This is a genomic window from Sodalinema gerasimenkoae IPPAS B-353, assembly GCF_009846485.1.
In the GTDB taxonomy this organism is placed as follows: Bacteria; Cyanobacteriota; Cyanobacteriia; order Cyanobacteriales; family Geitlerinemataceae; genus Sodalinema; species Sodalinema gerasimenkoae.
In genome coordinates this window covers 3,005,426-3,027,624 of record NZ_ML776472.1, presented here as the reverse complement: position 1 = coordinate 3,027,624, position 22,199 = coordinate 3,005,426, and the positions used below count along the sequence as shown (strand labels likewise).

Genomic DNA, 22,199 nt, shown 5'->3' with positions numbered 1-22,199 from the left:
TCTAGGCAGCAGATAGTTCTAGGGAGGCCCGGTTGAGATCGACTTCGCTGATGGTTAGGTCGCTTTTGATTTCTAGGTGTTCTAGGTAGTGGATGGGATCGTCGGGGTTGAAGATGGCCCCGTCGAAGAGAATCACGGGATGGCGATCGCGTCCTAGGTCCATCATGTTGAGACCTTGGGCGGCTTCCGAGAAGAGGTCGAGACGACGTACGCGATCGAGGACTTCAATCCAGTTGCGGGGGAAGGGGGTGATGCCCCAGCGGGCCATTTGGGTGAGAATCCATAGGGCTTCGGTGCGATCAGGACAGTTGGTTTTGTCGCAGAAGAACTGGTTATAGCGGGGGATGAGTTGGGGGTCGCCGACCCCTTTGTTATAGGGGTCGATGAAGCCGGGACGGGTGTAGATGGGGTCTGATCCGACGTACTCGGGACGACAGATGAGGTCTAAGACTTCTTCCCGGTGGCGCATGTCGTCACAGTAATCGCAGGCTTCGAGGAGGGCTTGGATCAGGGCCAGATGGGTTTTGGGGTGAGTTTTGGCCCAGTCTTCCCGGACTCCGAGGACTTTTTCGCAATGACCTGACCAGATTTCTGGGTCTGTGGCCATGACGAAGCCGATGCCTTCATAGACGGCGCGGGAGTTCCAGGGTTCTCCGACACAGTAGCCGTCGATGTTGCCAGCTTTGAGGTTGGCCACCATTTGGGCGGGGGGAATGATGACGAGATCCACATCGCGATCGGGGTTGATGTCGGCCGAGGCGAGCCAGTAGCGTAGGATCAGGTTGTGCATGGAGGTCGGATGGACGACCCCCAGGGTAAGGCGTCGGTCGGGATTGGCGGCGATGAAGCCTTTGAGATCGGCGAGGGTGCGGACTCCGTCCTCGTGGAACTGACGATGGAAGGTGATGGCGTTGCCGTTGCGGGAGAGGGTCATCCCGGTGACCACGGGGAGGGGGGTCTTGCCTTTGCGGCCCAGGGTCATGCCTAGGGGCATTCCGGCCACCATTTGCGCCCCATCAAGGCGTTGGTCTCGGATGCCGGATTCGATGGCGTTCCAACTGGGTTCGCGACTGAGGGTGACTTGGCTGAGACCGTGTTTTTTGAAAAAGCCTCGTTCTTTGGCCACCACGAGGGGGGCGCAGTCGGTGAGGGGGATAAAGCCTAGGTTGAGGTTGACTTTTTCGAGGCCGTTTTCATGGACTTCCATGGGTTGGGCCGGGCGTTGCTGTTTCTTGGCCCGTCGCTGTTGGTTGAGGAAATAGACAATCTCGTTGCGGAGGCTGTAGTAGTTGGGATGTTTGACAACGGAGACATGGGTACGGGGCCGGGGAATGGGGACATCGAGGATTTGTCCCACGTAGGAAGCGGGACCGTTGGTGAGGAGGACGACGCGATCGCTCAGGAGCAGGGCTTCGTCTACGTCATGGGTGACCATGATACAGGTGACCTCGCTTTCCTCACAGATGCGCATCAGTTGTTCTTGCAGTCCCCCTCGGGTGAGGGCATCTAGGGCGCCAAAGGGTTCGTCTAGGAGGAGGAGTTTGGGGCGAATGGCCAGGGCCCGGGCGATCGCCACCCGTTGTTTCATGCCCCCGGAAAGGTGGGCCGGGCGTTTGTGGGCCGCATGACGCAGGCCAACGAGGTCGATATGATGTTCGATGATTCCCCGTCGTTCCCCTTTGGGGCGATCGGCCATGGCAGACTCCACGGCTAAGGCGATGTTTTCCCGCACCGTCAGCCAGGGTAAGAGGGAATAGTTTTGAAACACTACCATGCGATCGGGCCCCGGTTCCGTCACCTGGCGACCTTCTAGGATAATGCCCCCTCGGGTGGGTTTATCGAGTCCAGCAATTAAGTTTAATAGGGTTGATTTCCCACAGCCGGAATGGCCGACCAGGGAGATAAATTCACCTTTACGAATCTTGAGTTCAATGTTACTCAGGGCAACATATGTTCCTCCGTTGGGGAGATTAAAGACTCGTTCGATATGGTCAACTTCAGCAAAAATAGACATGGATTTTAGGCAGGAGTGGAGGACAACAAATAATAAATTGAGTGTTCAGATTTGGTAGGGGCGAACGGCTGTTCGCCCTACACTTTTGGATCCAATGCAATCATCCAATGTAATAGACTGGCGTTCCCAAAGATCCCCATTACTGAGCCTGGTCTTCAGAAACCACCAAACTCGCCAAGAAACTAATCAACTTATCCAGCAGCAGCCCTACAATTCCTACATAAACCACCGCCAGGATAATGTCACTCATCCGAGAACTATTCCAAGCATCCCAGATAAAGAAGCCAATCCCCACACCGCCAATCAACATCTCTGCCGCGATAATCGCCAGCCAAGATAGACCAATGCCAATCTTCAATCCCGTGAAGATATAGGGAACCGTTGCCGGGAATAGAATTTTGAAGAAATAGGTCTTGCGATCAAGCCGTAGCACTCGCGACACATTGTTATAGTCCTGAGGAATTTGCAGCACTCCTTCCGTAGTATTGATAATAATGGGCCAAATTGCTGTAATAAAAATCACAAAAATGGCTGAAGGATTTGCTCGCTCAAAGCCCGCCAGGGAAATCGGCAGCCAAGCCAACGGGGGAACCGTTCTCAGGATTTGAAAAATGGGGTCTAAGGCTCGATACATTAAGCGATTTGTGCCAACAAGAATTCCCAAAGAAACCCCCACAACCACTGCCAGGGAGAAGCCTAGAGCAACCCGTTGTAAACTGGTCAAAATCTGCCAGAATAGCCCCTTATCAATTCCACCATGGTCAAAGAACGGGTTGATAATCAGTTCCCAGGTTTCCGAAACCGTACGAATTGGACCCGGTAACGTTGAATCTGAAATCGCTGTAAACACCTGCCAAATGACCAGGAAAATTAGAATAGCAACCGCAGAAGGGATAAGCTCTTTCCCCTTCTTGAGACCAGCTTTCAGCCATTGTTGGGGCATGAATTGGAACTTTTTGCGTCGGCGATAGGTTGGAGAAGTCATAGGTTTATGGGGAGAAAGGAATAGGGGGAAGAAGGAAGAAGGCAGTAGGCAGTAAGCAGCAGGGGGGAGATGTAGAGGCGTACCCTCTCGGAGAAGCTGCTTCGCCCTGCGGGCAACCTCCCCAGGAGGGGAGAGGAATAGGAGAAGACCGCCCTTTTGCCCTTTGCCTTTTGCCTTTTGCCCTTTGCTCAAATTCGTGTAATTTCCAAACTATTGAGATAATCCTGAGGGTCTTCTGGGTCAAAGACTTTGCCATCAAAGAAGGTTTCAGGGCCCCGAGACGTATTGTCAGGAATCATATCTCCCTGGCCAATCGCCTCCGCCGCTTCTTGCCAGAGGTCTTCCCGATTGACTCGGTCTACCATGCCCTGAATATCCGCATCCGGGGGCAGATATCCCCAACGGATATTTTCAGTCAAAAACCAGAGGTCATGACTCTTGAACGGATAGGAGGCATTATCCCGCCAATACTTCTGCATCAAATCTGGCTGTTCTCTCACCTCACCGATGCCATAGTCATACTGACCCCGAGACCGGTCGATAATGTCGTCATAGGGAACATTAAACCAAGCCCGACGGGAGAGAATTTGACACATTTCCTCTACATTTTCCGGCTGGCTACACCAGATTTGTGCCTCTAGGGTTCCCATCAACAGAGACCGTGCTGCTTTGGGATTTTGGTCCACCCAATCGGCCCGCATTCCTAAAGCTTTCTCCGGATGGTCCTGCCAGAGTTCCCCCGTCGTTAAGGCGTTATAGCCAATCTCTTGGTTGACCAATTGCAGGGGCCAGGGTTCGCCCACACAGAAGGCATCCATATTGCCCACCCGCATATTGGCCACCATCTGCGGCGGTGGGACGACAATCGTCGAGATATCCTGGTCTGGGTCAATCCCACCCGCCGCCAGCCAGTAGCGAATCCAGCAGTCATGGGTTCCCCCGGGAAAGGTCATCGCGGCCCGTAAATCTTCACCAGCGGCCCGTCGTTCAGCAAACCGTTCCTTCAGAGGGGTACTATCGACCCCAACCTCTAAATCTCGGTAGTCATTGGAGAGGCAAATCCCCTGACCATTCACATTCAGACGGGCCAAAATATACATGGGCACCGGTCGTCCATCGGTAACAATCCCTTCCGATAAGAGGTAAGGCATGGGGGTGAGAATGTGGGCCCCATCAATGCCACCGCCTCCAGAACCGAGAACTAAGTTGTCACGGGTCGTTCCCCAGGATGCTTGTTTTTCAACTGAGACATCCGTCATCCCGTACTTGGCAAAAAAGCCTTTTTCTCGGGCAATAATGAGGGGAGCAGAGTCTGTTAAGGCAATAAATCCTAGTCGTGCTCTTGGGGTTTCTGGGGCATCTTCTGGGTCGATCTCAACCTCAAACTGGGCTTGGTCATTACCCTGGCCGCAGCTATGGAGGAGAAAGGTTCCAGCCGTTGCTGCACCGGCTGTAATCAGAAATTTGCGACGGTTAAATCGGGGCATTTTTCAATGTAAGAGTCAACAGTGAATCGTGAGTAGCTAATCGTTGGGGGCGAAGCGTGAGAGAAAATAGAGAGTCTATCTAAAGTGGTGTCCACAAGTTAAGGAATATGACAAGAGGTTTATGTATCGGCAACTACAGTTTTTAGATTATTTTCTGTTTTACGCATTTAGGTCATGCGTAATTTGCATCTTGCTTGAAAGTAAGCATTAAGTATCAGAAAAAAAGTAGCCATTGATACGATTTCCCAAGATAGGCAGCAGGCAGTAGGGGGAAGAAGGCAGTAGGCAGCAGGCAGCAGGCAGTAGGGGGGGGAGATAGGGAACAGGGAACAGGGAACAGGGAACAGGGAACAGGGAACAGGGAACAGGGAACAGGGAACAGGGAACAGGGAACAGGGAACAGGGAACAGGGAACAGGGAACAGGGAACAGGGAACAGGGAACAGGGAACAGGGAACAGGGAACAGGGAACAGGGAACAGGGAACAGGGAACAGGGAACAGGGAACAGGGAACAGGGAACAGGGAACAGGGAACAGGGAACAGGGAACAGGGAACAGGGAACAGGGAACAGGGAACAGGGAACAGGGAACAGGGAACAGGGAACAGGGAACAGGGAACAGGGAACAGGGAACAGGGAACAGGGAACAGGGAACAGGGAACAGGGAACAGGGAACAGGGAACAGGGAACAGGGAACAGGGAACAGGGAACAGGGAACAGGGAACAGGGAACAGGGAACAGGGAACAGGGAACAGGGAACAGGGAACAGGGAACAGGGAACAGGGAACAGGGAACAGGGAACAGGGAACAGGGAACAGGGAACAGGGAACAGGGAACAGGGAACAGGGAACAGGATGCCCTCTTCCTCCCTGTCCTCTGTGACTCTGTGGTTCCCCTATTGCCTATTGCCTACTGCCTACTGCCTATTGCCTTTTGCCTTCTTCCCACCGCCATTGTCCGCAAGAGTGGCTATCCTTGAATTTGTGGGTGTATGTGTGTCTCCAGCGACCGCTAGCCCCTCATGACAGGTATGGAACTATCAATTCAACGATTATGACAACCCTTTACATCAACCCCGAAACCGGGAATAACAATAATCCTGGAACGGCAACGGAACCCTTTAAGACCATTACTCATGCCCTCAGCCAAGCCTCAGCCGGCACCTTGATTCAATTGAGGGTGGGCCAATATACCGGGGAGGAGTTTCCTCTGACGGTTCCGGCTGGAGTCAAGCTGGTGGGCAATGAAGGCAGCAAAGGCAAGGATATCCTCATTACTGGGGGCAAGACCGTCGGGACCAGTGACGGAAATCAATCCTTAACCATTCGCCTACAAGGTGATGGGCAAGTCCGGGGCGTGACCGTCTCTAATCCTGAAACTCTCGGGACTGGGATTTGGATTGAGTCGGGCAATCCCACCGTTGCGAACAGCACCCTCCTAAACTGCAAGCGGGAGGGAATCCGTATGATGGGAAATGCTAAACCGATTCTGGACAGCAATCTGTTGAAAGGAAACGCTTCCTACGGAATTTGGGTTTTGAAAAATGCCAAAGGGGAAATCCGCAATAATACCCTTCGTGATAATGGCACAGGCATCGCGGTTGGGGATGAAGCCGCGCCCCTGGTTGCCCAGAACTTGATTCAGCAAAATCGCTATGGGCTGGTGATTAACGGGAACTGTCGACCGGTCTTGCGGGGGAATACTATCGAGGACAACCAGGATTATGGCATCTCTGCCATCGCCAATGCCCTCCCGGATTTGGGTAAGTCTGAGGAACCGGGAGGCAATCTCTTCCGCAACAATGGCATCAAAGATGTGCAGAATGCCACCACTAACACGTTTATCTCGGCGGGGAACGAACTCAACCCCGATAAAGTGGAGGGGTCGATTGAGTTTGTCAACGTCGATGGAGGGGTTCCTACGCCAACCCCCACGCCCTCTCCCGGTCCCACCCCCTCTCCTGGTCCCACTCCCACCCCCTCACCGGCCCCGCCGACGGAACTCACGGACATTAAAGGCCATTGGGCAGAACCCTTTATTCAAGCCCTATTTGACCGTCAGTTAGTCAGTGGGATGGGAGATGGAACCTTCCGGCCCGAGACCCCCATCAACCGGGCATCCTTTGCCGCCTTGTTGGCCCAGGCTTTTGATAAGCCTCTCGCCCAACCGGCTAAAAACTTCACTGATGTTTCGAGTAGCTTCTGGGGGATGGAGGCGATTAATAAGGTGACCCGCATGGGCTTTATTTCTGGGTTCCCCAATAACACCTTCCGTCCTGGTGATAATGTGACTCGTTTACAGGTGTTGCTGGCACTCAATGCCGGTTTGGGACTCAGTGAAGGCAATCAGAACCATCTCAGCTTCTATACCGATAAGAATCAGATTCCTGAGTGGGCTATGGCGGCGGTGGCGAAGGCAACGGATGCCACGTTGGTTGTGAATCATCCCAATGTGCGGCAGCTACGGCCGATGATTGATGCCACCCGGGCCGAAGTGGCAGTGATGGTCTATCAGGCGTTGGTTCAGGATGATAATTTCCCGGTGATTGAGTCTCCCTATTTGGTGAATGCTGAAGCGACGGATGTGCCGAAGTTCTCGGATATTGAGGGTCACTGGGCTAAGGACTTCATTGTGGAGTTGGCCAGTAAGGGGGTAATTAACGGGTTGCCCAATGGAACCTTCCAACCCAACAAGAAGATGACGCGGGCGGAATATGCGGCGTTATTGTCCACGGCCTTTGACCCACGGCCGCAACGTTCGGCCATCAAGTTCCAAGATGTCCCCAGCAGTCATTGGGCCAAGGCAGCGATTGACAAAACCTATACGGGGGGATTTCTCTCGGGTTTCTCGGAAACGACCTTTGGTCCCAATTTAAATGTGCAGCGGTTACAGGTGTTGTTGTCGTTGGTGAATGGCTTAGATTTATCGGGGGGTTCGGCAGATTTGTTGAATCGCTATGATGACCGAGACCAAGTCCCCACCTGGGCCCAGCCAGCAGTGGCGACGGCGACGCAGAAGCAGTTTGTGGTCAACTATCCTGATGTGAAGCGTCTGCACCCTGAACAAGATGCAACGCGGGCGGAGGTTGCGGCGATGGTCTATCAGGCGTTGAAGGATGCCAATAAGTGGGACTTATCGGGGGTTAATTCGGACTACATTGTGACGGCCTAGCCAGGAGGAAGAGGAGGAGAAAGAGGAGGAGAAACCGGGTGTCTTGGAGACACTCGGTTTCTGGTATTCGACCCAAGTTTACCCAGATGGGGTTGGGTTAGCGGTTAGAGTCAGACACTCAGTGTTTTGGGAGTGCGACTCGTTTAGGCGAAAGATAGGGTTAAAACACCCAAAACGTATGCCTAGTCAGGGATACAGAAAAGGCTACCCAGCCAATCTGCCCTGATAACTATCTCAATGTACCGACGGAATCAGGTGAAACACACTGACTCCAAGGTTGGAAAGGACAGAATCAGAGAATGTGACACCACACCCTCGTCCTACGCCTAATGGCAGCCCCAGTTTTAGAAATGACAACCCTAGGACTGAAGCGGGCTTGGCAAGGCATTGAGGATGAACTGACATCCAAAAGCATGACCACCGGCAAATCCACATGGTTAAGCCACGGCTGAACACTTGCTTGAACCCTAGTTACACGAGAGTAGCCAAACTCAGTTGACAGGCTGCGTCCAAAAAGGACAAGGGGAAAGGTAGGAATTTCTTGAAGTTACCTACAACTGATTCTCAAAAGTACCCCTGGGGATAGAGTGAACCTAACGGGATATAACCCATCGAGATGGAACGAAGTAACCCCATAGACCCTGACCGGTCATCAGGTCGATACCCGGTCAAGTAATAAGTCTAAGCGCAAGGGCTATGGGGAGCAGATGTAAGCCGAAGCCAATGCCCATCTATAACGGATGTGGATCAGCTAACAGCTTACGGCTTGTTAAAAGATAAGGAGTTTAGTAGCGGTGAAAATGTCGATAGCTAGTAAAGGGTTCAACCCCGAGACTAAGAACAACGAATGGCGAAATCTTCCCTGGGGTAAAATCCAGAGGAAAGTCGCGAAGCTGCAAAAGGCTATTTATCAAGCTACAAGTCGTGGCAATAAAGCGAAAGCGCGACGCTGGCAACGTTTACTCAATAAGTCCTACTACGCTAGGCTGCTGGCGGTACGCCAGGTAAGTCAGGATAACCAAGGTAAGAAAACCGCAGGAGTTGACGGAGTGAAATCCCTAAACGCCAAAGACCGGTTTCGCTTGGCTGACCAACTGCGTCACCCAGGCAAAGCTAAAAGCTTGCGACGTGTATGGATTCCCAAACCCGGGCGGGATGAAAAACGCCCACTCGGTATCCCAACCTTGCACGACCGCGCCTTACAAGCCTTGGTTAAGCTGGGACTAGAGCCGTACTGGGAGGCTCTGTTTGAAGCGGATTCCTACGGTTTCCGACCCGGACGGTCGGCACATGATGCGATTGGAGCCATCTGGAATAAAAGTCGGTATAAACCGCAATACGTTCTCGATGCAGACATTGCCACATGTTTTGACCAAATTAACCATGATTACCTTCTGTCGAAACTAGACTGTCCCTCTCGGTACAAACGGAGTATTAAACAATGGCTTAAAGCCGGCGTTATGGACAGTGGCGAATTCAAGGCAACAGAGGCAGGAACTCCACAAGGTGGGGTCATCAGTCCGCTCCTTGCCAACATTGCTTTACAGGGAATGATTGATTCGGTTGTCAATAGCTTCCCTAACTCAAGGACAATTGACGGAAAACTAAATCGCTATTACCGCCCGAAAATCATTCGATATGCCGATGACTTTGTGGTTCTGGCTAACCGCCCGGAAGTCATCCTAGAAGCCCAACAACTGCTCAAGGAATGGCTTAAACCCGTCGGTCTCCAACTCAAACCGGAAAAGACAAGGTTATGTAACACCTTGTCGGAATGGAATGGGGAGGAACCGGGATTTGACTTCCTAGGATTTAACATCCGGCATTACCCGGTGAGTATCCATAAGGGAATCAAAACGGGTCCCGGTGGCGTTAAACCCTACCAGATAAATATTAAGCCTGCCCCAAAAGCTATCAAACGTCATTATGACGCTTGTAAAGAGGTCATCAAACAACATAAAACTGCACCACAAGCAGTTCTGATCCAGAAGCTTAATCCAATCATTAGAGGATGGAGTCAGTACTACTCTACGGTAGTTTCCAAAGAGACCTTCTCTAAACTCGACCATATGATTTGGATGGCACTGAGGGCTTGGACGGTTTCACGATGTGGTCGAGCGTCCTATGGGAAACTCCAGAACTACTTTCGTCCTGGAGTCAACAGTAAATGGACGTTCAAAGCCAAAAAGGGTCTTCGACTCACTAAGCACACCGAAACCCCCATCGTACGACATGTCAAAATCAGAGGAGGAAACACCTCTCCCTTTAACGGGGACTGGGCTTATTGGTCTAAACGTATGAGTAACGGGTTTGGCGGTATCCCTACCAAAATCTCAAAACTCATCAAGCGTCAAAAAGGACGATGTAATCACTGTGGACAACACTTCACCAGTGAGGACTTGGTTGAAATCGACCATATTCAGCCTAAATCCAGAGGAGGTTCGGATACTTACTCCAACCTACAACTGTTACATCGCCATTGCCACGATGTTAAAACCCGTTTCGACGGTAGCAGCACCCATGACAAGGGATAGCAAGCTAGGATCCTAATAACGCCGGGTGTCCACAACACTTCTGGGACAGTGAGGGTCCCGAAATCCTCATGCAAAAAGGGCCGGCGCGGGGCCGACCCTTTGAGGTTAACTCACAGGTTGAGTTAATGAGTGTGGACAGGTCTAGAAGAGTTGTAAGCCAGGATCTCCTCCAATTGAAGCCACATCGATGTTCTCGACGGAGAAGATATCACTTGCACTACCCCCATTAGGAACGGTAGCTCCATCGAGGACTGTAATTAGGCTAGCACCGGAACCATCACCCAGGTACATACCACCAGTACGTGTGTCAAAGAAGAATCGACCGTTATTGTTGAAGTTAATCAAGTCTAAGGCAGCTGTACCAGCGCCGCCAGCGGCATTTTCGTCGTCTAAGCCACCCAGGACGAATGACTCGGCAAAACCATTACTACCATCACCACGATAAACCCCCTCAGACTGTATGGAACCGTTTTTTACGGTTTGCAAGCTTCCGGCTACAAATCCAGCACCAGTTTCATCAACAATACGACCAAAGAGGATTCCATCTGCACGGCTTTGGAAAGTCGTAATAGTGCCCGCAAGATCTCCCACATTTACATTAAACATGCCGTCTTGAAGAATGATGCGATCGCCGTCAGGACCTTGAGCATATTGGAATCCCGTAATGGTATCCACATTGAACGCAGCATTAGCGAAGCCAAGACCAGCTGCAGGTACCTGGCCAAGCTGAACCTGAGCAATTGTAGTGTTTGCATCGACAGAAGGAGCAGTACCTACACCAATGATGGCTGTCTCTGCTCCATCGAAGGTAATACCGTCAGCACTGGCAAAGCTGCCAGTGTCACCAATCACACCCTGGATAGCACCAGTCTCAGCAAGTCCACCAAAGTAGAAGGTATCCTTTCCAGCTCCCCCAATGAGTTGGTCACCATCACCAATCTTGAGGGCTTGGGTCGCAAGAATACTACCGCCTTGTATCAGTTTGTCTGCATGAGTCGCGAAAATTGCAGAACTTCCACCATAGAGGAAGTCGCCGCCACCACCAGCTTTGATAACGTCACCATACTTACCCCCTTGCAGGATGTTACGATCGCCCCCAACGCCGTCGATGGAGAAGCGTGCGCTGTCTGACCCCGAGAAGGTGGTTGCACTAGTTCCCGTTTGGTAGCTAACACCCAACAGGTTGTTGCCAGCTCCTCCTTTAATTTCGATGACACCATCGCCATCATCAGAGCCAACCGCAACATTGGTGAGAATCACGTTCTCATCGCCAGCACCAGTGGTAATTTTGGCACCGCCGAACAGGCTAGCACCGTTGAAGCGGAAGACATTATCTTTACCGCCACCGATGATTTCACCAGCAATTTTGCCCGTACCAATAATGGTATCAGCACCACCGCCACCATCGATTTTGCCGGTTTTACCTAGGTTGGTGAAGGAAATTGAGTCATTCCCTTCGCCACCAAAGATGGCTCCTTTAACGGTTGCACTAGCATTAGTAACCTCAATAGTGTCATTGCCAAGGCCGCCATCAACGGTAGCATTTTCACCGACCCCATCAGTTCCATTGATGGTAATCTGATCATCACCCGCACCGCCGAGGACGGTGGCTTCGGGGTTCTCAACCACTTTACCGGAGAGGTTGGTGTAGGTGGCGCCAACTGCTCCGAGTTGGAATAGGTCGTCTCCGGAACCACCGTCGGTGAGACCAACAGCATTTTCCAGAACAATGCGGTCATTCCCCGCACCGGTACGGACACCACCGGTTTTCAGCGCGGTGACGTTTTGGTTAATGTCGCCTTCAATGAGGAACTGACCGTTTCCAGCGATGCTGTCCACACCGCGAACGGTGACTTCGGTGTCAAAGACATCACGTGCGAAGTAGGTGTTGACGCCAATGGTGTCTTGGACAATCTTCTGACCGGGACCAAAGATGTAGGTGTTGTTGCCTTTCCCACCATCGGGACCACCGATGAGGGTATCGCCCGCACCACTGCTGCCGGCATCGAGGGTGTCATTCCCCGCTCCACCGATGAGTTGGTTCGCGGTTGAGCCTTCAAAGCCTTCGGGAGCGATGGCGACAATTCGGTTGTTGCCTAGCTCAGACTCAGGGATGTCAACACCACTGTCAGCTCCTTGCAGGGTATTGCCACCCCGGAGGATGTTCTTGACCCCAGTGACCTGAATGACGTTATCACCGAAGCCACTGCTGATGAAGGGATTGTCGCCCCAGAACTCAGAGTCGCTACCGGTGAACATAAGGGTGTCGTTGCCTTTGTCGCCGAAGGCTTTTAATCCTTCGACAGAGCCATCGGTTCCACCCATGAGCATGTCGTCACCACGACCGCCGAAGAGGGAAACGCCTACACCAATGTTGACTCCAACACTCAGGGTGTCGTTACCGGAGTTGCCGAAGAGTTGATGATTTTTACCGGATTCGGCGAAGAGGTAGTTATTTCCTTCGTCGCCGTCGGAGCCGCCAAAGCTACCGTCGGGGTTGACGTCACCGACGAGAATGGCGCCGTTAACCTTGCCATCAGACCCGGCAACCATGAGGCTGTCGTCACCTACTCCTCCGAAGAGGTGGGGGGCTTCAGCGGTACTGCTAGCATCAACAATCAGCTTGTCGTTGCCTTGACCACCGAAGAGGGTGTCACCTTTACCGGTGCTGCGGGTGAGGAGGTAGTCTGCTCCTTTGTTACCAAAGATAAAGCTTTGACCCCGCAGACCGCCAATGGCGGTGTCATCACCGTCACCACCGGCCATGGTGTCCTCACCGGCTTCCCCAATCAGGTAGTCGTTACCACCACCCCCCATCAGGATGTTTTTGCCGCCTTGGGAGACGAGGGTGTTTTTACCTTCTTCTGCGGTGGCTTCACCGAAGCTACGACCGCCGAATAGGGTGGTTCGGCTTTCTCGGGCTAGGAGGTAGTCACTTCCTAGGTCACCGTAGATTAGGGCTTGACCGTTATCGTTGACGATGGTGTCTGCACCGCGACCGCCGAAGACCCGGTCTCCAATGCCTCGGCTACGGATGTAGTCATCTCCGGCATTCCCTAACAGGGTGCTACCGGGTTCAACGGAGTTTAGGGCACCGATGATGGTGTCGTTGCCATCGCGACCCCAGACTTCTTCAACTTGGGTGCTGAGATGCTCTTCACCGTTTTCGCTGAGAATCACCGGGTTTGGTGATTTCATCATTACTTCGTCGTTATTCTCTAGATTAGTCACTGACTGCTCCTCTTCGCTTACTTGTTTGCGTTGTGTACCTTTGCGGGCAGGTACGGGTTTGGTCTCAGTTTCGCTGTACGCATAACAGTCGCCAATTTACCGCATAAATGCCAATGTTGTCTAGGTGTTGCTGGGGAAGATTGGTACGGCTGTCTGTTTTATTAGTCTCCGTGGGGTTGGGGATTGTTCCCGGAAGAAGGGAACAGGGAACAGGGAACAGGGAATAGAAAAGACGTAGCGCACCCTTGTGGTCGCCCTAGGCAGTAGGCAGTAGGGGAAGAAGGCAGTAGGCAGTAGGCAGTAGGGGGGATTTTGGGGTTCGTTGGTGGCTGGGAAACGGGGGGTCTCTAGGATACCGGGTTGGTGGTGGGGTTGGTGGTGGAGTTGGTGGTGGGGTTGGTGGTGGGCCGTCGGGGGGGCGATCTCCTGGGGACATCAATTTGTTTGGATTACACTAGGGGTGAAGGGGTCAGGTGATTTGCTTGACAGGCGTAGTAGGATGTGGTAGCTAGCTGGCGACCACCGGAGAGGGCGACCACGGTTCGGCTATCGCTCACCGACCACAAGGGTACGCCCCTACATCTCCCCCCTACTGCCTACTGCCTGCTGCCTTCTTCTCCTCTTCCACGTGCATCGAACAATCAGGGTTACACTATATGTATATTCGCCATCAGTCTGTCACCGTCGCGGTGATTGGGTGCATCTCGTTGGCTTTAATGTCGGAGGGCTTGACTCGCTCGCTGGCTGGGCTGACTTCTACTCCATTGCTCTACTCGGAAACGATTCCAAACCCGCCAAATGACGATACTCCTGGAGATTCTTCTGGGGCGGGAAGTCGGGCGCGTTTGCGGGTGGGGGACGCTGATGTTTATTTAGACTCCCTAGCAGCCGCATGGCGCGATCTCCGTTTTCTGACTCTGCTGAGCGATCGCTTCAGTCTTCGTTAAGGACATCTGATGGGAGAGGCTCTTCCTCTCCGGGAGGCTCTCCCCTCTCTCGAACTCCCTCGGGGGGACGACGGGGGGGTGGGCCTCGGATTTGTTATTGGTTATATCGTCATGGGTGGGGGTGGCTACAAACGGCGTTGCCCATTGCCCTGTTGGTGAGTTTGTTGGCTGGGGTGGGGGGCTTGGGTTCCCTGGAACGGGGCCTACTCGATCGCTGGATGCGCTGGCGTGCCCCGGAACCCCTGGATGAACGGGTGGTGATTGTGGAGATTACGGAGGCGGATATTCGGCAGATGGGGGAGTTACCTCTGTCGGATGAGATGCTAACTCAGGCTCTAGAACGCCTACTCGAAGCCCGACCTCGGCTGATTGGTTTGGATATTTATCGGGATATTCCCCAGGAACCTGGTCAGGCTCGCTTACAACGTTTATTTGCTGAAACCTCCCATCTGATTGGCATTGAGAAGGCTCTGGGAGATACGGTAGCCCCGCCGCCTCTGTTGCAGGAACGGGGACAGGTGGCTCTGGCGGATGTGCTGGAGGACCAGGATGGGATTGTACGACGGGTGTTGGTGTCCGTGAGCCTGGAGGGGGAGGTGCGGATGACCCTGAGTACCCGTTTGGCTCTGGATTATCTGCGGGAGCAAGGGGTGAGTCTGGAGCCGTCTTCACGCTGTGTGAGTTGTTATACTCTCGGGCAGGCTCATTTACGGCCCCTACCCCGCCACATGGGGGGCTATTCAGAACGGATGGAGGGGGGCTATCAGATTTTTCTCAACTATCGCCTCGGGGCCCCCCAGACGTTCCGGCGGGTACGGTTCGCAGATTTACTCGATGGGCGAGTGCCTCAGGAGCAGTTGCGCGATCGCCTGGTCTTGATTGGCAGCACAGCGGTTAGTGGTAAGGACTTTTTTGGAACTCCCTATGGATTGGGTCCCCAGGCCATGAGTGGGGTGGAGCTTCAGGCCCAGATGACCAGTCAACTGCTGGCGGCGGCGTTGGATGGCCGGGGGCTGTTGCGGGTGGGGACGGTGCTTCAGGAGGGTCTCTGGATTGGGGTCTGGACTCTGCTGGCGACGGGTAGCTTCCATTGGCTCTTGAGATGGGGCAGGGGGAGCCGTTGGCCCAAAAATGAAGTTTCAGGTCTGCGGGGGCTGGGCGAAGGATTCCTGGGGGAGAGAATGCCTCTGGGGTTATTATTTACGCTCCATGTCGGCTTCTATTGGCTGCTGTTGGGGGGATTGGGCTATCTGGGTTTCCAGAATAGTGTGTTGATTCCGGTGATTTCTCCGGGGTTGGCGACGTTGGCGGTGAGTGTCATCGTTAGCCATCGCTATCGTCATTGGCAATTGCAACGGAGTCATGCTCAACTCGAAGCTGCCCATTTACGGTTATTGGAGTATTCCCAGGAGTTGGAACAGAAGGTGCGCGATCGCACTCAGGCGTTGCAGGTGGCGAAACAACAGGCGGAGGATGCAAACCGGGCCAAAAGTGAGTTCTTGGCGACCCTCAGCCATGAGTTACGAACGCCTCTGAATGGGATTCTCGGCTATGTGGATTTGTTGCAACGGGATCTGTTGTCGCCGACGGAGGCGAAACGGGTCAGTCCAGCCCAGGCCTTAGCGACGATTTCTGACTGTGGGACGCATCTGCGGATGCTGATTGAGGATATTTTGGACTTGTCTAAAATCGAAGCCCGTCAATTTGAACTGCAATTGGGGGAGTTTGAGTTATTGAGGGTGTTGCAGGGGATTGAACGGCTGTTTCGTCTGCGATCGCAGCAACAGGGGCTACGCCTCGACTGTGAGTTTGATTCTCAACTGCCGACGTTTGTGCGGGGGGATGAACACCGTTTACGACAGGTGCTGTTCAACCTCTTAAGTAATGCCATTAAGTTTACGGATTGGGGAACGGTGGCGTTGCGGGTGACGCGCGTAACACCGCCCTGTGAGGAGTTGTGTGAGGGCCCCTGTGAAGGGGACAATGGGGAGATGGAGGAGTCTCGGGAGGGGGATGGAGTCATTCCCTACCGGCAACGGGTTTTCCTGGATTTCCGGGTGGCGGATACGGGAGTGGGGATGACGGTGGCGGAGATGGGGCGGATTTTCCAACCGTTCCAACAGGTGGGCCAGGGAGAGAAACACCGAGAGGGCGCGGGGTTAGGATTGGCGATTTCTTCTTATTTAGTGGAGAAGATGGGGGGACGTTTGCAGGTGGAAAGTCACCCAGGGCGGGGTAGTGTCTTCTCGTTTATGATTCCGTTGGAACGGGTGGAGAATGGCCAAGAAACTGCGGCAAATCCCCTGCGGCGGCAAGCTTCCGGTCGACGGGCGATCGCCCTGGAGGGGTCTGTGGTGCCACGGGTGGGGGTTCTGGAACGCCAGGAGTATAGTTCCCGTCTGTTGCAGGATTGGTTAGGGGAGTTGGGCTGTGCTGTGATTCTGGCTGGGGAGTCGGGGCTAGGGGCTGAGGGGCCGGATTTGGTGTTTGTGGATTGGATGTTGTCGTTTGCGATTATTGAGGGACGGCAGGGTGAGGATGAGTCACTGCGGCAGTTTTGGGCCTGGCAGCGGGACAATCCTGAGTTGAAATGGGTGGTGTGTTCGGCGAGTGCCTTTGAGGGTGACCAATTGGCGGCGTTGGAGGGGGGGGCGGATGGCTTCCTGACGAAGCCGCTCAGCCGGGATAAGTTGGTGGCTGTACTGTCGCAGGTGTTGGGCTATCACTGGTCCTATGAGGAAGTTTCGTCGGAGGTGGTTAAGTCTGAGATGGCAATCGTGGAAACGGATGGTCCGACGGAGGAGCAGGTACGGGTGTTGCAGTCTTGGCTGTTACAGGGTAATTTGCACCAAATTTCCTTGTTGGTGAATGAGTGGCGTTTGGAGAATCCGGCGTTGGTTCCTTTTGCGGAGGAGGTGGTGCGTTATTGTGATGGGTTTGAGGTGTGGCGGTTGCGGGCTTTATTGGGGATGGGGGAGAGGAGAGGGGGAACCATATAGAACCCTACTCCTGCCCCTACGGTTTTGCGGTAGACTGGTTAGGGTTGCTTTTTGGGCTAAGTTATGGTTGGTTTTTTGCGATTTCGAAATATTTTGGTGATGGGGTTAGTGTTGCTATTGGCTGGGCTTTGGATGCCGATGGCTGTGGCGTTAACTCCGATTGATATTTCGGATTTGTCCTATGAGGACTGCCCGCCGTCTCTGGCGGATGGGGCGGTGGTGAGTGGGTCGATGCAGTCGGCGAGGTGTTTTATTGTGACGGGTAAGGCGGAGAATAAGTCAGGTAAAATGGTGGTGAATGCGGATATTTTTGGCCGTATTTATGATGCGAATAATAGTAATGTTATGCCGAATCGAACTCGGTTGGGGGCGATCGAGGAGGTTCCCCCTGGGGTGAGTGAGTTTGAGTTACAGATTATGGTTCCGGCAAATCAGCCTCTGCCGTTGCATTTGAAGCAGTTTAAGGCTTCGGGGTTTACGGGACGGGTTCGGCGTTAGGGGGGAGAAGAAGGCAGTAGGCAGTAGGGGGAACCCACCCCTAACCCCTCCCAAGAGGGGATGGCAAGAGGCAGAGGGGTCGAATGCCAGAAACCGGGTGTCTTGGAGACACTCGGTTTCGTTTTTTGGGGGGGGTTTTGGGCTTAGACTAGGGACATGAGGAGGCTGGGGATGATGGATTGGACGACTTGTAGGAGTAGGATGGCGAGGATAGCGGAGAAGTCGATGCCGCCAATGGGGGGGATGATGTTGCGGAAAATGTTTAGATAAGGGTCCGTGAGCTGGCTGAGAATGGCTAGGGGCGGCATACTCCAGTCTACGTTGGGAAACCAGGTTAGAAGGATGCGGATGATGAGTAGGGCAAAGTAGATGTTGAAGAAGGTGACTAGGGTTTGGGCGAGAAGTAAGACGATGGATTCCATGGCTGGGTTGAGGTTGTATTGTGTATTTTTTTAACGATGCCTTGACTTTTTGGGCTTTGGGTGTTAGGGCATCTGGATTATCTTTGACTATTGTAGTCGATCGCCTGGGGAGCGGTTATTGCTCGTCGAGGGGGGTGAGGGGGCGATCGGGGTGTTCTTGACGGTTGACGACGTGGAGTTGTTCGCGCACGTCGTCGATGGTGTCGTTGAGTTGGGCAATTTTGTCTTCGAGGTTGCGGCGGGCGGATTCCATTCCTTCGGGATTGAGGAGGGAGTTGTTACTATCCCGGTCGGGGAGACGGCGGTTGTTGTCGTCGTCGCTGCGGCTGTCGTTGCTACTGCGAGAGGCTAGGACGGAGCCAAGGACACCGCCGACGACGCTGCCGAATATGGCTCCGGCTAAAAATCCACCTGTGAAACCGTTTCGATTACTCACCGTTGTTTGATCCTCTACATCTTCGCGATCGCTCTGCTTTTCAGTCTAGCATTGCTGGGGGGGCCTGGGGGCTAGGTTCCGAAGCTGCGATCGCCGGCGTCGCCGAGGCCGGGGATGATGAAGCCGCGATCGTCGAGGCCTTCGTCGATGGTGGCGGCGTAGACGACGAGTCCGGAATACTTGTCATTGAGTCGTTGTAGGGCTGGGGGAGCGGCGACGATGGAGACGATGCGGAGGCGATCGGCTGTTAGACCCCGCTCGGTGAGGAGTTCGAGGGTTTTATCGAGGGTTCCGCCGGTGGCGAGCATGGGTTCGCTAATAATCAGATGCAAGTCTGGGGGAAATTCTTGGGGGAGTTTGTTGAGATAGCAACTGGTGTCAAGGCTGGTTTCGTCGCGAACCATGCCGAGGTGATAGATGGTGGCGGCGGGGAGGACGTCTTGCATTCCTGGGAGGAGGGCAAGGCCGGCTCTCAGGATGGGGACAATGGCGAGGGGGATGTCGGAACGGACGAGGGTTCCTTGGGCGGGGGCGAGGGGGGTTTGGACGCTGACGGGTTGGGTGGGAATCCAGTCACGGATGGCTTCGTAGGTAAGCCAACGCCCGAGTTCGGTCATGGCGGTGCGGAAGAGGACGGGGGGGGTGGAGGCTTCCCGGGCCATGGTGAGCCAGTTCTGAATTAGGGGATGGGGGGGGACGTAGACTCTTAGTTTGTCGGTCATGGGTTGGGTTGTTGGGGATAGGGGTATTTTAGGGGATGGGGGGAATAGGGGGAAGAAGGCAGTAGGCAGTAGGCAGTAGGCAGTAGGGGAAGAAGGGGGCGGTAGGATGTGTTCGGGCGTTGATTCGTTTTAAGACCTAGACTTATCGATTCCAACTTGCCCGAACTTGGGCAAGTGGTAGAAGGGAGAGTTGGGTGGTGGGGTTGGGGCGAGGGGTCAGAAACTCGGTTTCTTGGTTGGGGGGTTGGGGTTAGGGTTGGGCTAGGGCTTGGCCGGCTAGCCAACTGGTCGTCCAGGCGTTCTGGAAGTTGAAGCCGCCGGTGATACCGTCGATGTCTAGGAGTTCTCCGGCTAAGTACAAGTGGGGACAGAGGCGGCTTTCTAGGGTCTTGAAGTTGATTTCTTTTAAGTTGATGCCGCCGCAGGTGACGAATTCGTCTTTGAAGATGCCTTTGCCTTCGATGGCATATTCACTCTGAAGTAGTTGCTGGCTGAGACGGTTGAGGGCTTTTTTGGAGAGTTCGGCCCAGCGGGTTTGGGGGTCGATGGCTGTGGCTTGGAGGTGGTAGGCCCAGAGTCTCCGGGAGAGGGGAATGGGGGAGAAACTTCCGAGGGTTTTACGGGGATGCTTAGCTTTTTGCTGCTGATAGATCTGCTTGAGGGTTTCGGGGTTGTGTTGGGGTAGCCAGTTGAGACGGATGGGGCTGCGATAGCGATCGCCATGGAGGGTTCTGGCGCCCCAGGCGGAGAGTTTGAGGACGGCGGGACCGCTGAGGCCCCAATGTGTGATGAGGAGGGGGCCCTGTTGTTTGAGTTTGTGTTGGGGTAGGGATATTTCGACTTGGGGGACGGAGATGCCAGCGAGTTGGGTGAGTTGGGGGTCGCGGATATTAAAGGTGAAGAGGGAGGGGACGGGGGGAATGATGCTGTGGCCAAGGGATTGGGCGAAACGATAGCCGCTGGGATGACTGCCGGTGGCCAGGAGGAGGCGATCGCAGTCTCGGGTTTCTCCGTTACGGAGACTGACGCGAAAGCCTTGGGGATGGCGTTGGATGGCTTGGACAGGGGTTTGGGTTTCGAGTCGGACTCCGGCGCGTTGGGCGGTGTGGAGGAGGCATTGGGCGATGGTTTCGGAGTCGTCGGTGGTGGGGAACATTCGCCCGTCGGCTTCGGTTTTGAGGGTTACGCCCTGTTGGGCAAACCAGTTGATGGTGTCTTGGGGTTGGAAGCGGCTAAAGGGACCCCGTAGGGCTTTGTTGCCTCGGGGATAATGTTGAACCAGTTGTTTGGGGTCGAAACAGGCGTGGGTGACGTTGCAGCGTCCACCGCCGGAGATGCGGACTTTGTGCAGGGGATGGCGGCTGGCTTCGAGGAGGGTGATGTTGAGGTTGGGGTTGTGCTGGGCGGCGGTGATAGCCCCAAAGAAGCCGGCGGCCCCTCCACCAATAATGAGGACGTTGTGCATGGGTTGACGGGGAAATGGTTTAGGGATTCGGGGAAGTGGGGACGGGGAAGGATGGGACAGGAATTGTCACGGGAGGTGGGGGTGTTGCTGAGGGGGACTGTTATATTAGCAGGCGATAGATCAAAAATTTTGGTGCTACTCATGCTGACGGCGTTACTGTTAATGGGTTCGATGAGTCTGACTCCGGTTCCTGATTTGGCTGGGGTGGGAGAGGTTCTGAGTCAACGTATGGGGGAGGGGGTAGGAGAGTCTTGTCGTCGGGTGGCGATCGCCACGGACCAAACTCTACACCTGTATCCTCGCCCGGTGATGGGTGGGAGTCGGGGGGAGGAGGATGCGGCGATTGTGGGGGTGTTCTCGGATGAACAGATCCAATTGCTACGGACCAATGTGGCGGGGGTGGATGGGGATGAACAGCTCTGGCATGAGATTATTGATAGTATCGGTAATCGGGGCTATATCTTGGCGTTTAATCCGACGACGGGACAGTCCACGTTACGGTTTTGCCCTTAAGTTCGGAAACTGTCGTATAGAATATGTAGAGACTTTTACGACTTATTGTCACTGGCTATTGTTTGACCTTGTCCGTTGAGTGAGGAGAATCACATCCACCATGACCCCACGTCAGCCTATGTCCTATCTTCCTAAGTTGCTCGGTGCCCTAGCTTCGGGTGCTGCCGCGATTTTGGTCTTGAGTCCGGGAGCGGCGATCGCCCAAGATGAGATGGCCTACCGTCTCCGGGTTAATCCCAATCTTCAGGTTCCTCCCCTGGGTGAACCAGGAGACTTTTTACCGGGTGGCGATGTCCGTCCCCCCGATGCCCCCACTGACCCCCAGGTGACTCCCGATCCTATTGGTAAACCCTCTGCCCGCATTGAACTGCGTCTGGGAGAACGGCGGGTATATGTCTATGAAGATGATGAAATTGTGGCCAGTTATCCGGTGGCGATCGGGAAACCGGGTTGGGAAACACCCGTTGGGGAGTTTGAGGTCACGAATATGGCGTTAGATCCGGTGTGGGAGAATCCCTGGACGGGTGAGTTAGTGCCCCCTGGACCCGATAGTCCTATTGGCCCGGCGGTGATTGTTTTCTATGAGGGCAACGATTGGATTGCGTTTCATGGAACTCCCCATGAGGAGTTAATTGGTCAGGCGGTGTCCCATGGTTGTGTACGAATGCGCAATGATGACATCCTGGCGATGTATGAGAAGGTTAACCCAGGAACTCCTGTGGTGGTTGCGCAATAGGTTGGGAGAGGCAGTAGGCAGTAGGCAGTAGGCAGTAGGGG

16 protein-coding genes are annotated in these 22,199 nt (G+C 54.0%); 8 read left to right on the top strand and 8 right to left on the bottom strand.

The window, feature by feature from the left end; genetic code table 11:
* Nucleotide 1 precedes the first annotated feature (1 nt).
* The 3 genes from L855_RS13135 to L855_RS13125 all read right to left on the bottom strand — a co-directional run bounded on the left by L855_RS13135 (nt 2) and on the right by L855_RS13125 (nt 4,486).
* Nucleotides 2-2,014, bottom strand: coding sequence for an ABC transporter ATP-binding/substrate-binding protein (locus tag L855_RS13135; protein ID WP_159788710.1), 2,013 nt, complete (start codon nt 2,012-2,014; stop codon nt 2-4).
* A gap of 139 nt (nt 2,015-2,153) precedes the next feature.
* Nucleotides 2,154-2,999, bottom strand: a complete 846-nt coding sequence (gene ntrB, locus L855_RS13130) for a nitrate ABC transporter permease (RefSeq protein ID WP_159788708.1) — start codon at nt 2,997-2,999, stop codon at nt 2,154-2,156.
* A gap of 188 nt (nt 3,000-3,187) precedes the next feature.
* Nucleotides 3,188-4,486 (bottom strand): CmpA/NrtA family ABC transporter substrate-binding protein, encoded by a 1,299-nt coding sequence (locus L855_RS13125; protein ID WP_159788706.1) that lies wholly within the window; start codon nt 4,484-4,486, stop codon nt 3,188-3,190.
* Between the two features lie 1,051 nt (nt 4,487-5,537).
* Between L855_RS13125 and L855_RS13120 the strand changes: the two genes are divergently transcribed.
* The 3 genes from L855_RS13120 (at nt 5,538) to ltrA (ending at nt 10,189) form a co-directional block, all read left to right on the top strand.
* On the top strand, nt 5,538-7,655 hold the full coding sequence (locus L855_RS13120; RefSeq protein ID WP_159788704.1) for an S-layer homology domain-containing protein: 2,118 nt from the start codon (nt 5,538-5,540) through the stop codon (nt 7,653-7,655).
* Nucleotides 7,656-7,984: 329 nt separating this feature from the next.
* Nucleotides 7,985-8,107, top strand: coding sequence for a hypothetical protein (locus L855_RS22235; RefSeq protein ID WP_281349477.1), 123 nt, complete (start codon nt 7,985-7,987; stop codon nt 8,105-8,107).
* 348 nt (nt 8,108-8,455) lie between these two features.
* Nucleotides 8,456-10,189 carry a group II intron reverse transcriptase/maturase gene (gene ltrA / locus L855_RS13115; protein WP_159791016.1) on the top strand — a complete coding sequence of 578 codons (1,734 nt, stop codon included), beginning with the start codon at nt 8,456-8,458 and terminating at the stop codon, nt 10,187-10,189.
* Between the two features lie 141 nt (nt 10,190-10,330).
* On the opposite strand, the gene L855_RS13110 is transcribed toward ltrA, so the two are convergent.
* The gene (locus tag L855_RS13110) at nt 10,331-13,420 is read right to left on the bottom strand and encodes a beta strand repeat-containing protein (protein WP_159788702.1); all 3,090 of its coding nucleotides are present in this window, start codon (nt 13,418-13,420) and stop codon (nt 10,331-10,333) included.
* 656 nt (nt 13,421-14,076) lie between these two features.
* On the opposite strand from L855_RS13110, the gene L855_RS13105 reads away from it, so the two are divergent.
* From L855_RS13105 to L855_RS13095, 3 genes are all read left to right on the top strand, one after another.
* Complete coding sequence (locus L855_RS13105; protein WP_159788700.1) at nt 14,077-14,367, top strand: hypothetical protein; 291 nt, start codon at nt 14,077-14,079, stop codon at nt 14,365-14,367.
* The gene (locus L855_RS13100) at nt 14,313-17,366 is read left to right on the top strand and encodes a CHASE2 domain-containing protein (RefSeq protein ID WP_159788698.1); all 3,054 of its coding nucleotides are present in this window, start codon (nt 14,313-14,315) and stop codon (nt 17,364-17,366) included. The genes L855_RS13105 and L855_RS13100 overlap by 55 nt, the downstream gene beginning before the upstream one ends.
* Before the next feature lie 63 nt (nt 17,367-17,429).
* Complete coding sequence (locus tag L855_RS13095; RefSeq protein ID WP_159788696.1) at nt 17,430-17,864, top strand: hypothetical protein; 435 nt, start codon at nt 17,430-17,432, stop codon at nt 17,862-17,864.
* A 143-nt stretch (nt 17,865-18,007) separates the two neighbouring features.
* Here L855_RS13095 and L855_RS13090 read toward each other — a convergent pair whose 3' ends face one another.
* The 4 genes from L855_RS13090 to L855_RS13075 form a co-directional block, all read right to left on the bottom strand.
* Nucleotides 18,008-18,286, bottom strand: coding sequence for a YggT family protein (locus L855_RS13090; RefSeq protein WP_159788694.1), 279 nt, complete (start codon nt 18,284-18,286; stop codon nt 18,008-18,010).
* A gap of 115 nt (nt 18,287-18,401) precedes the next feature.
* Nucleotides 18,402-18,722 (bottom strand): ssl2009 family thylakoid membrane protein, encoded by a 321-nt coding sequence (locus L855_RS13085; protein ID WP_159788692.1) that lies wholly within the window; start codon nt 18,720-18,722, stop codon nt 18,402-18,404.
* A gap of 71 nt (nt 18,723-18,793) precedes the next feature.
* Nucleotides 18,794-19,444, bottom strand: coding sequence for a uracil phosphoribosyltransferase (gene upp, locus L855_RS13080; protein WP_159788690.1), 651 nt, complete (start codon nt 19,442-19,444; stop codon nt 18,794-18,796).
* Nucleotides 19,445-19,694: 250 nt separating this feature from the next.
* Nucleotides 19,695-20,909, bottom strand: coding sequence for a BaiN/RdsA family NAD(P)/FAD-dependent oxidoreductase (locus L855_RS13075; RefSeq protein WP_159788688.1), 1,215 nt, complete (start codon nt 20,907-20,909; stop codon nt 19,695-19,697).
* Between the two features lie 129 nt (nt 20,910-21,038).
* Here L855_RS13075 and L855_RS13070 point away from each other — a divergent pair, with 129 nt between their 5' ends.
* Both L855_RS13070 and L855_RS13065 read left to right on the top strand, forming a co-directional pair.
* Nucleotides 21,039-21,422, top strand: coding sequence for a hypothetical protein (locus tag L855_RS13070; RefSeq protein WP_159788686.1), 384 nt, complete (start codon nt 21,039-21,041; stop codon nt 21,420-21,422).
* A gap of 118 nt (nt 21,423-21,540) precedes the next feature.
* Complete coding sequence (locus L855_RS13065) at nt 21,541-22,158, top strand: L,D-transpeptidase (protein ID WP_246198853.1); 618 nt, start codon at nt 21,541-21,543, stop codon at nt 22,156-22,158.
* Nucleotides 22,159-22,199: the final 41 nt, after the last annotated feature.

What these genes read in the sequence shown, in the direction of transcription:
- L855_RS13135 (WP_159788710.1), bottom strand. Translation starts at nt 2,014, where the DNA reads ATGTCTATTTTTGCTGAAGTTGACCATATCGAACGAGTCTTTAATCTC.
- ntrB (WP_159788708.1), bottom strand. Translation starts at nt 2,999, where the DNA reads ATGACTTCTCCAACCTATCGCCGACGCAAAAAGTTCCAATTCATGCCC.
- L855_RS13125 (WP_159788706.1), bottom strand. Translation starts at nt 4,486, where the DNA reads ATGCCCCGATTTAACCGTCGCAAATTTCTGATTACAGCCGGTGCAGCA.
- L855_RS13120 (WP_159788704.1), top strand. Translation starts at nt 5,538, where the DNA reads ATGACAACCCTTTACATCAACCCCGAAACCGGGAATAACAATAATCCT.
- L855_RS22235 (WP_281349477.1), top strand. Translation starts at nt 7,985, where the DNA reads ATGGCAGCCCCAGTTTTAGAAATGACAACCCTAGGACTGAAGCGGGCT.
- ltrA (WP_159791016.1), top strand. Translation starts at nt 8,456, where the DNA reads ATGTCGATAGCTAGTAAAGGGTTCAACCCCGAGACTAAGAACAACGAA.
- L855_RS13105 (WP_159788700.1), top strand. Translation starts at nt 14,077, where the DNA reads ATGTATATTCGCCATCAGTCTGTCACCGTCGCGGTGATTGGGTGCATC.
- L855_RS13100 (WP_159788698.1), top strand. Translation starts at nt 14,313, where the DNA reads ATGGCGCGATCTCCGTTTTCTGACTCTGCTGAGCGATCGCTTCAGTCT.
- L855_RS13095 (WP_159788696.1), top strand. Translation starts at nt 17,430, where the DNA reads ATGGTTGGTTTTTTGCGATTTCGAAATATTTTGGTGATGGGGTTAGTG.
- L855_RS13090 (WP_159788694.1), bottom strand. Translation starts at nt 18,286, where the DNA reads ATGGAATCCATCGTCTTACTTCTCGCCCAAACCCTAGTCACCTTCTTC.
- upp (WP_159788690.1), bottom strand. Translation starts at nt 19,444, where the DNA reads ATGACCGACAAACTAAGAGTCTACGTCCCCCCCCATCCCCTAATTCAG.
- L855_RS13075 (WP_159788688.1), bottom strand. Translation starts at nt 20,909, where the DNA reads ATGCACAACGTCCTCATTATTGGTGGAGGGGCCGCCGGCTTCTTTGGG.
- L855_RS13065 (WP_246198853.1), top strand. Translation starts at nt 21,541, where the DNA reads ATGTCCTATCTTCCTAAGTTGCTCGGTGCCCTAGCTTCGGGTGCTGCC.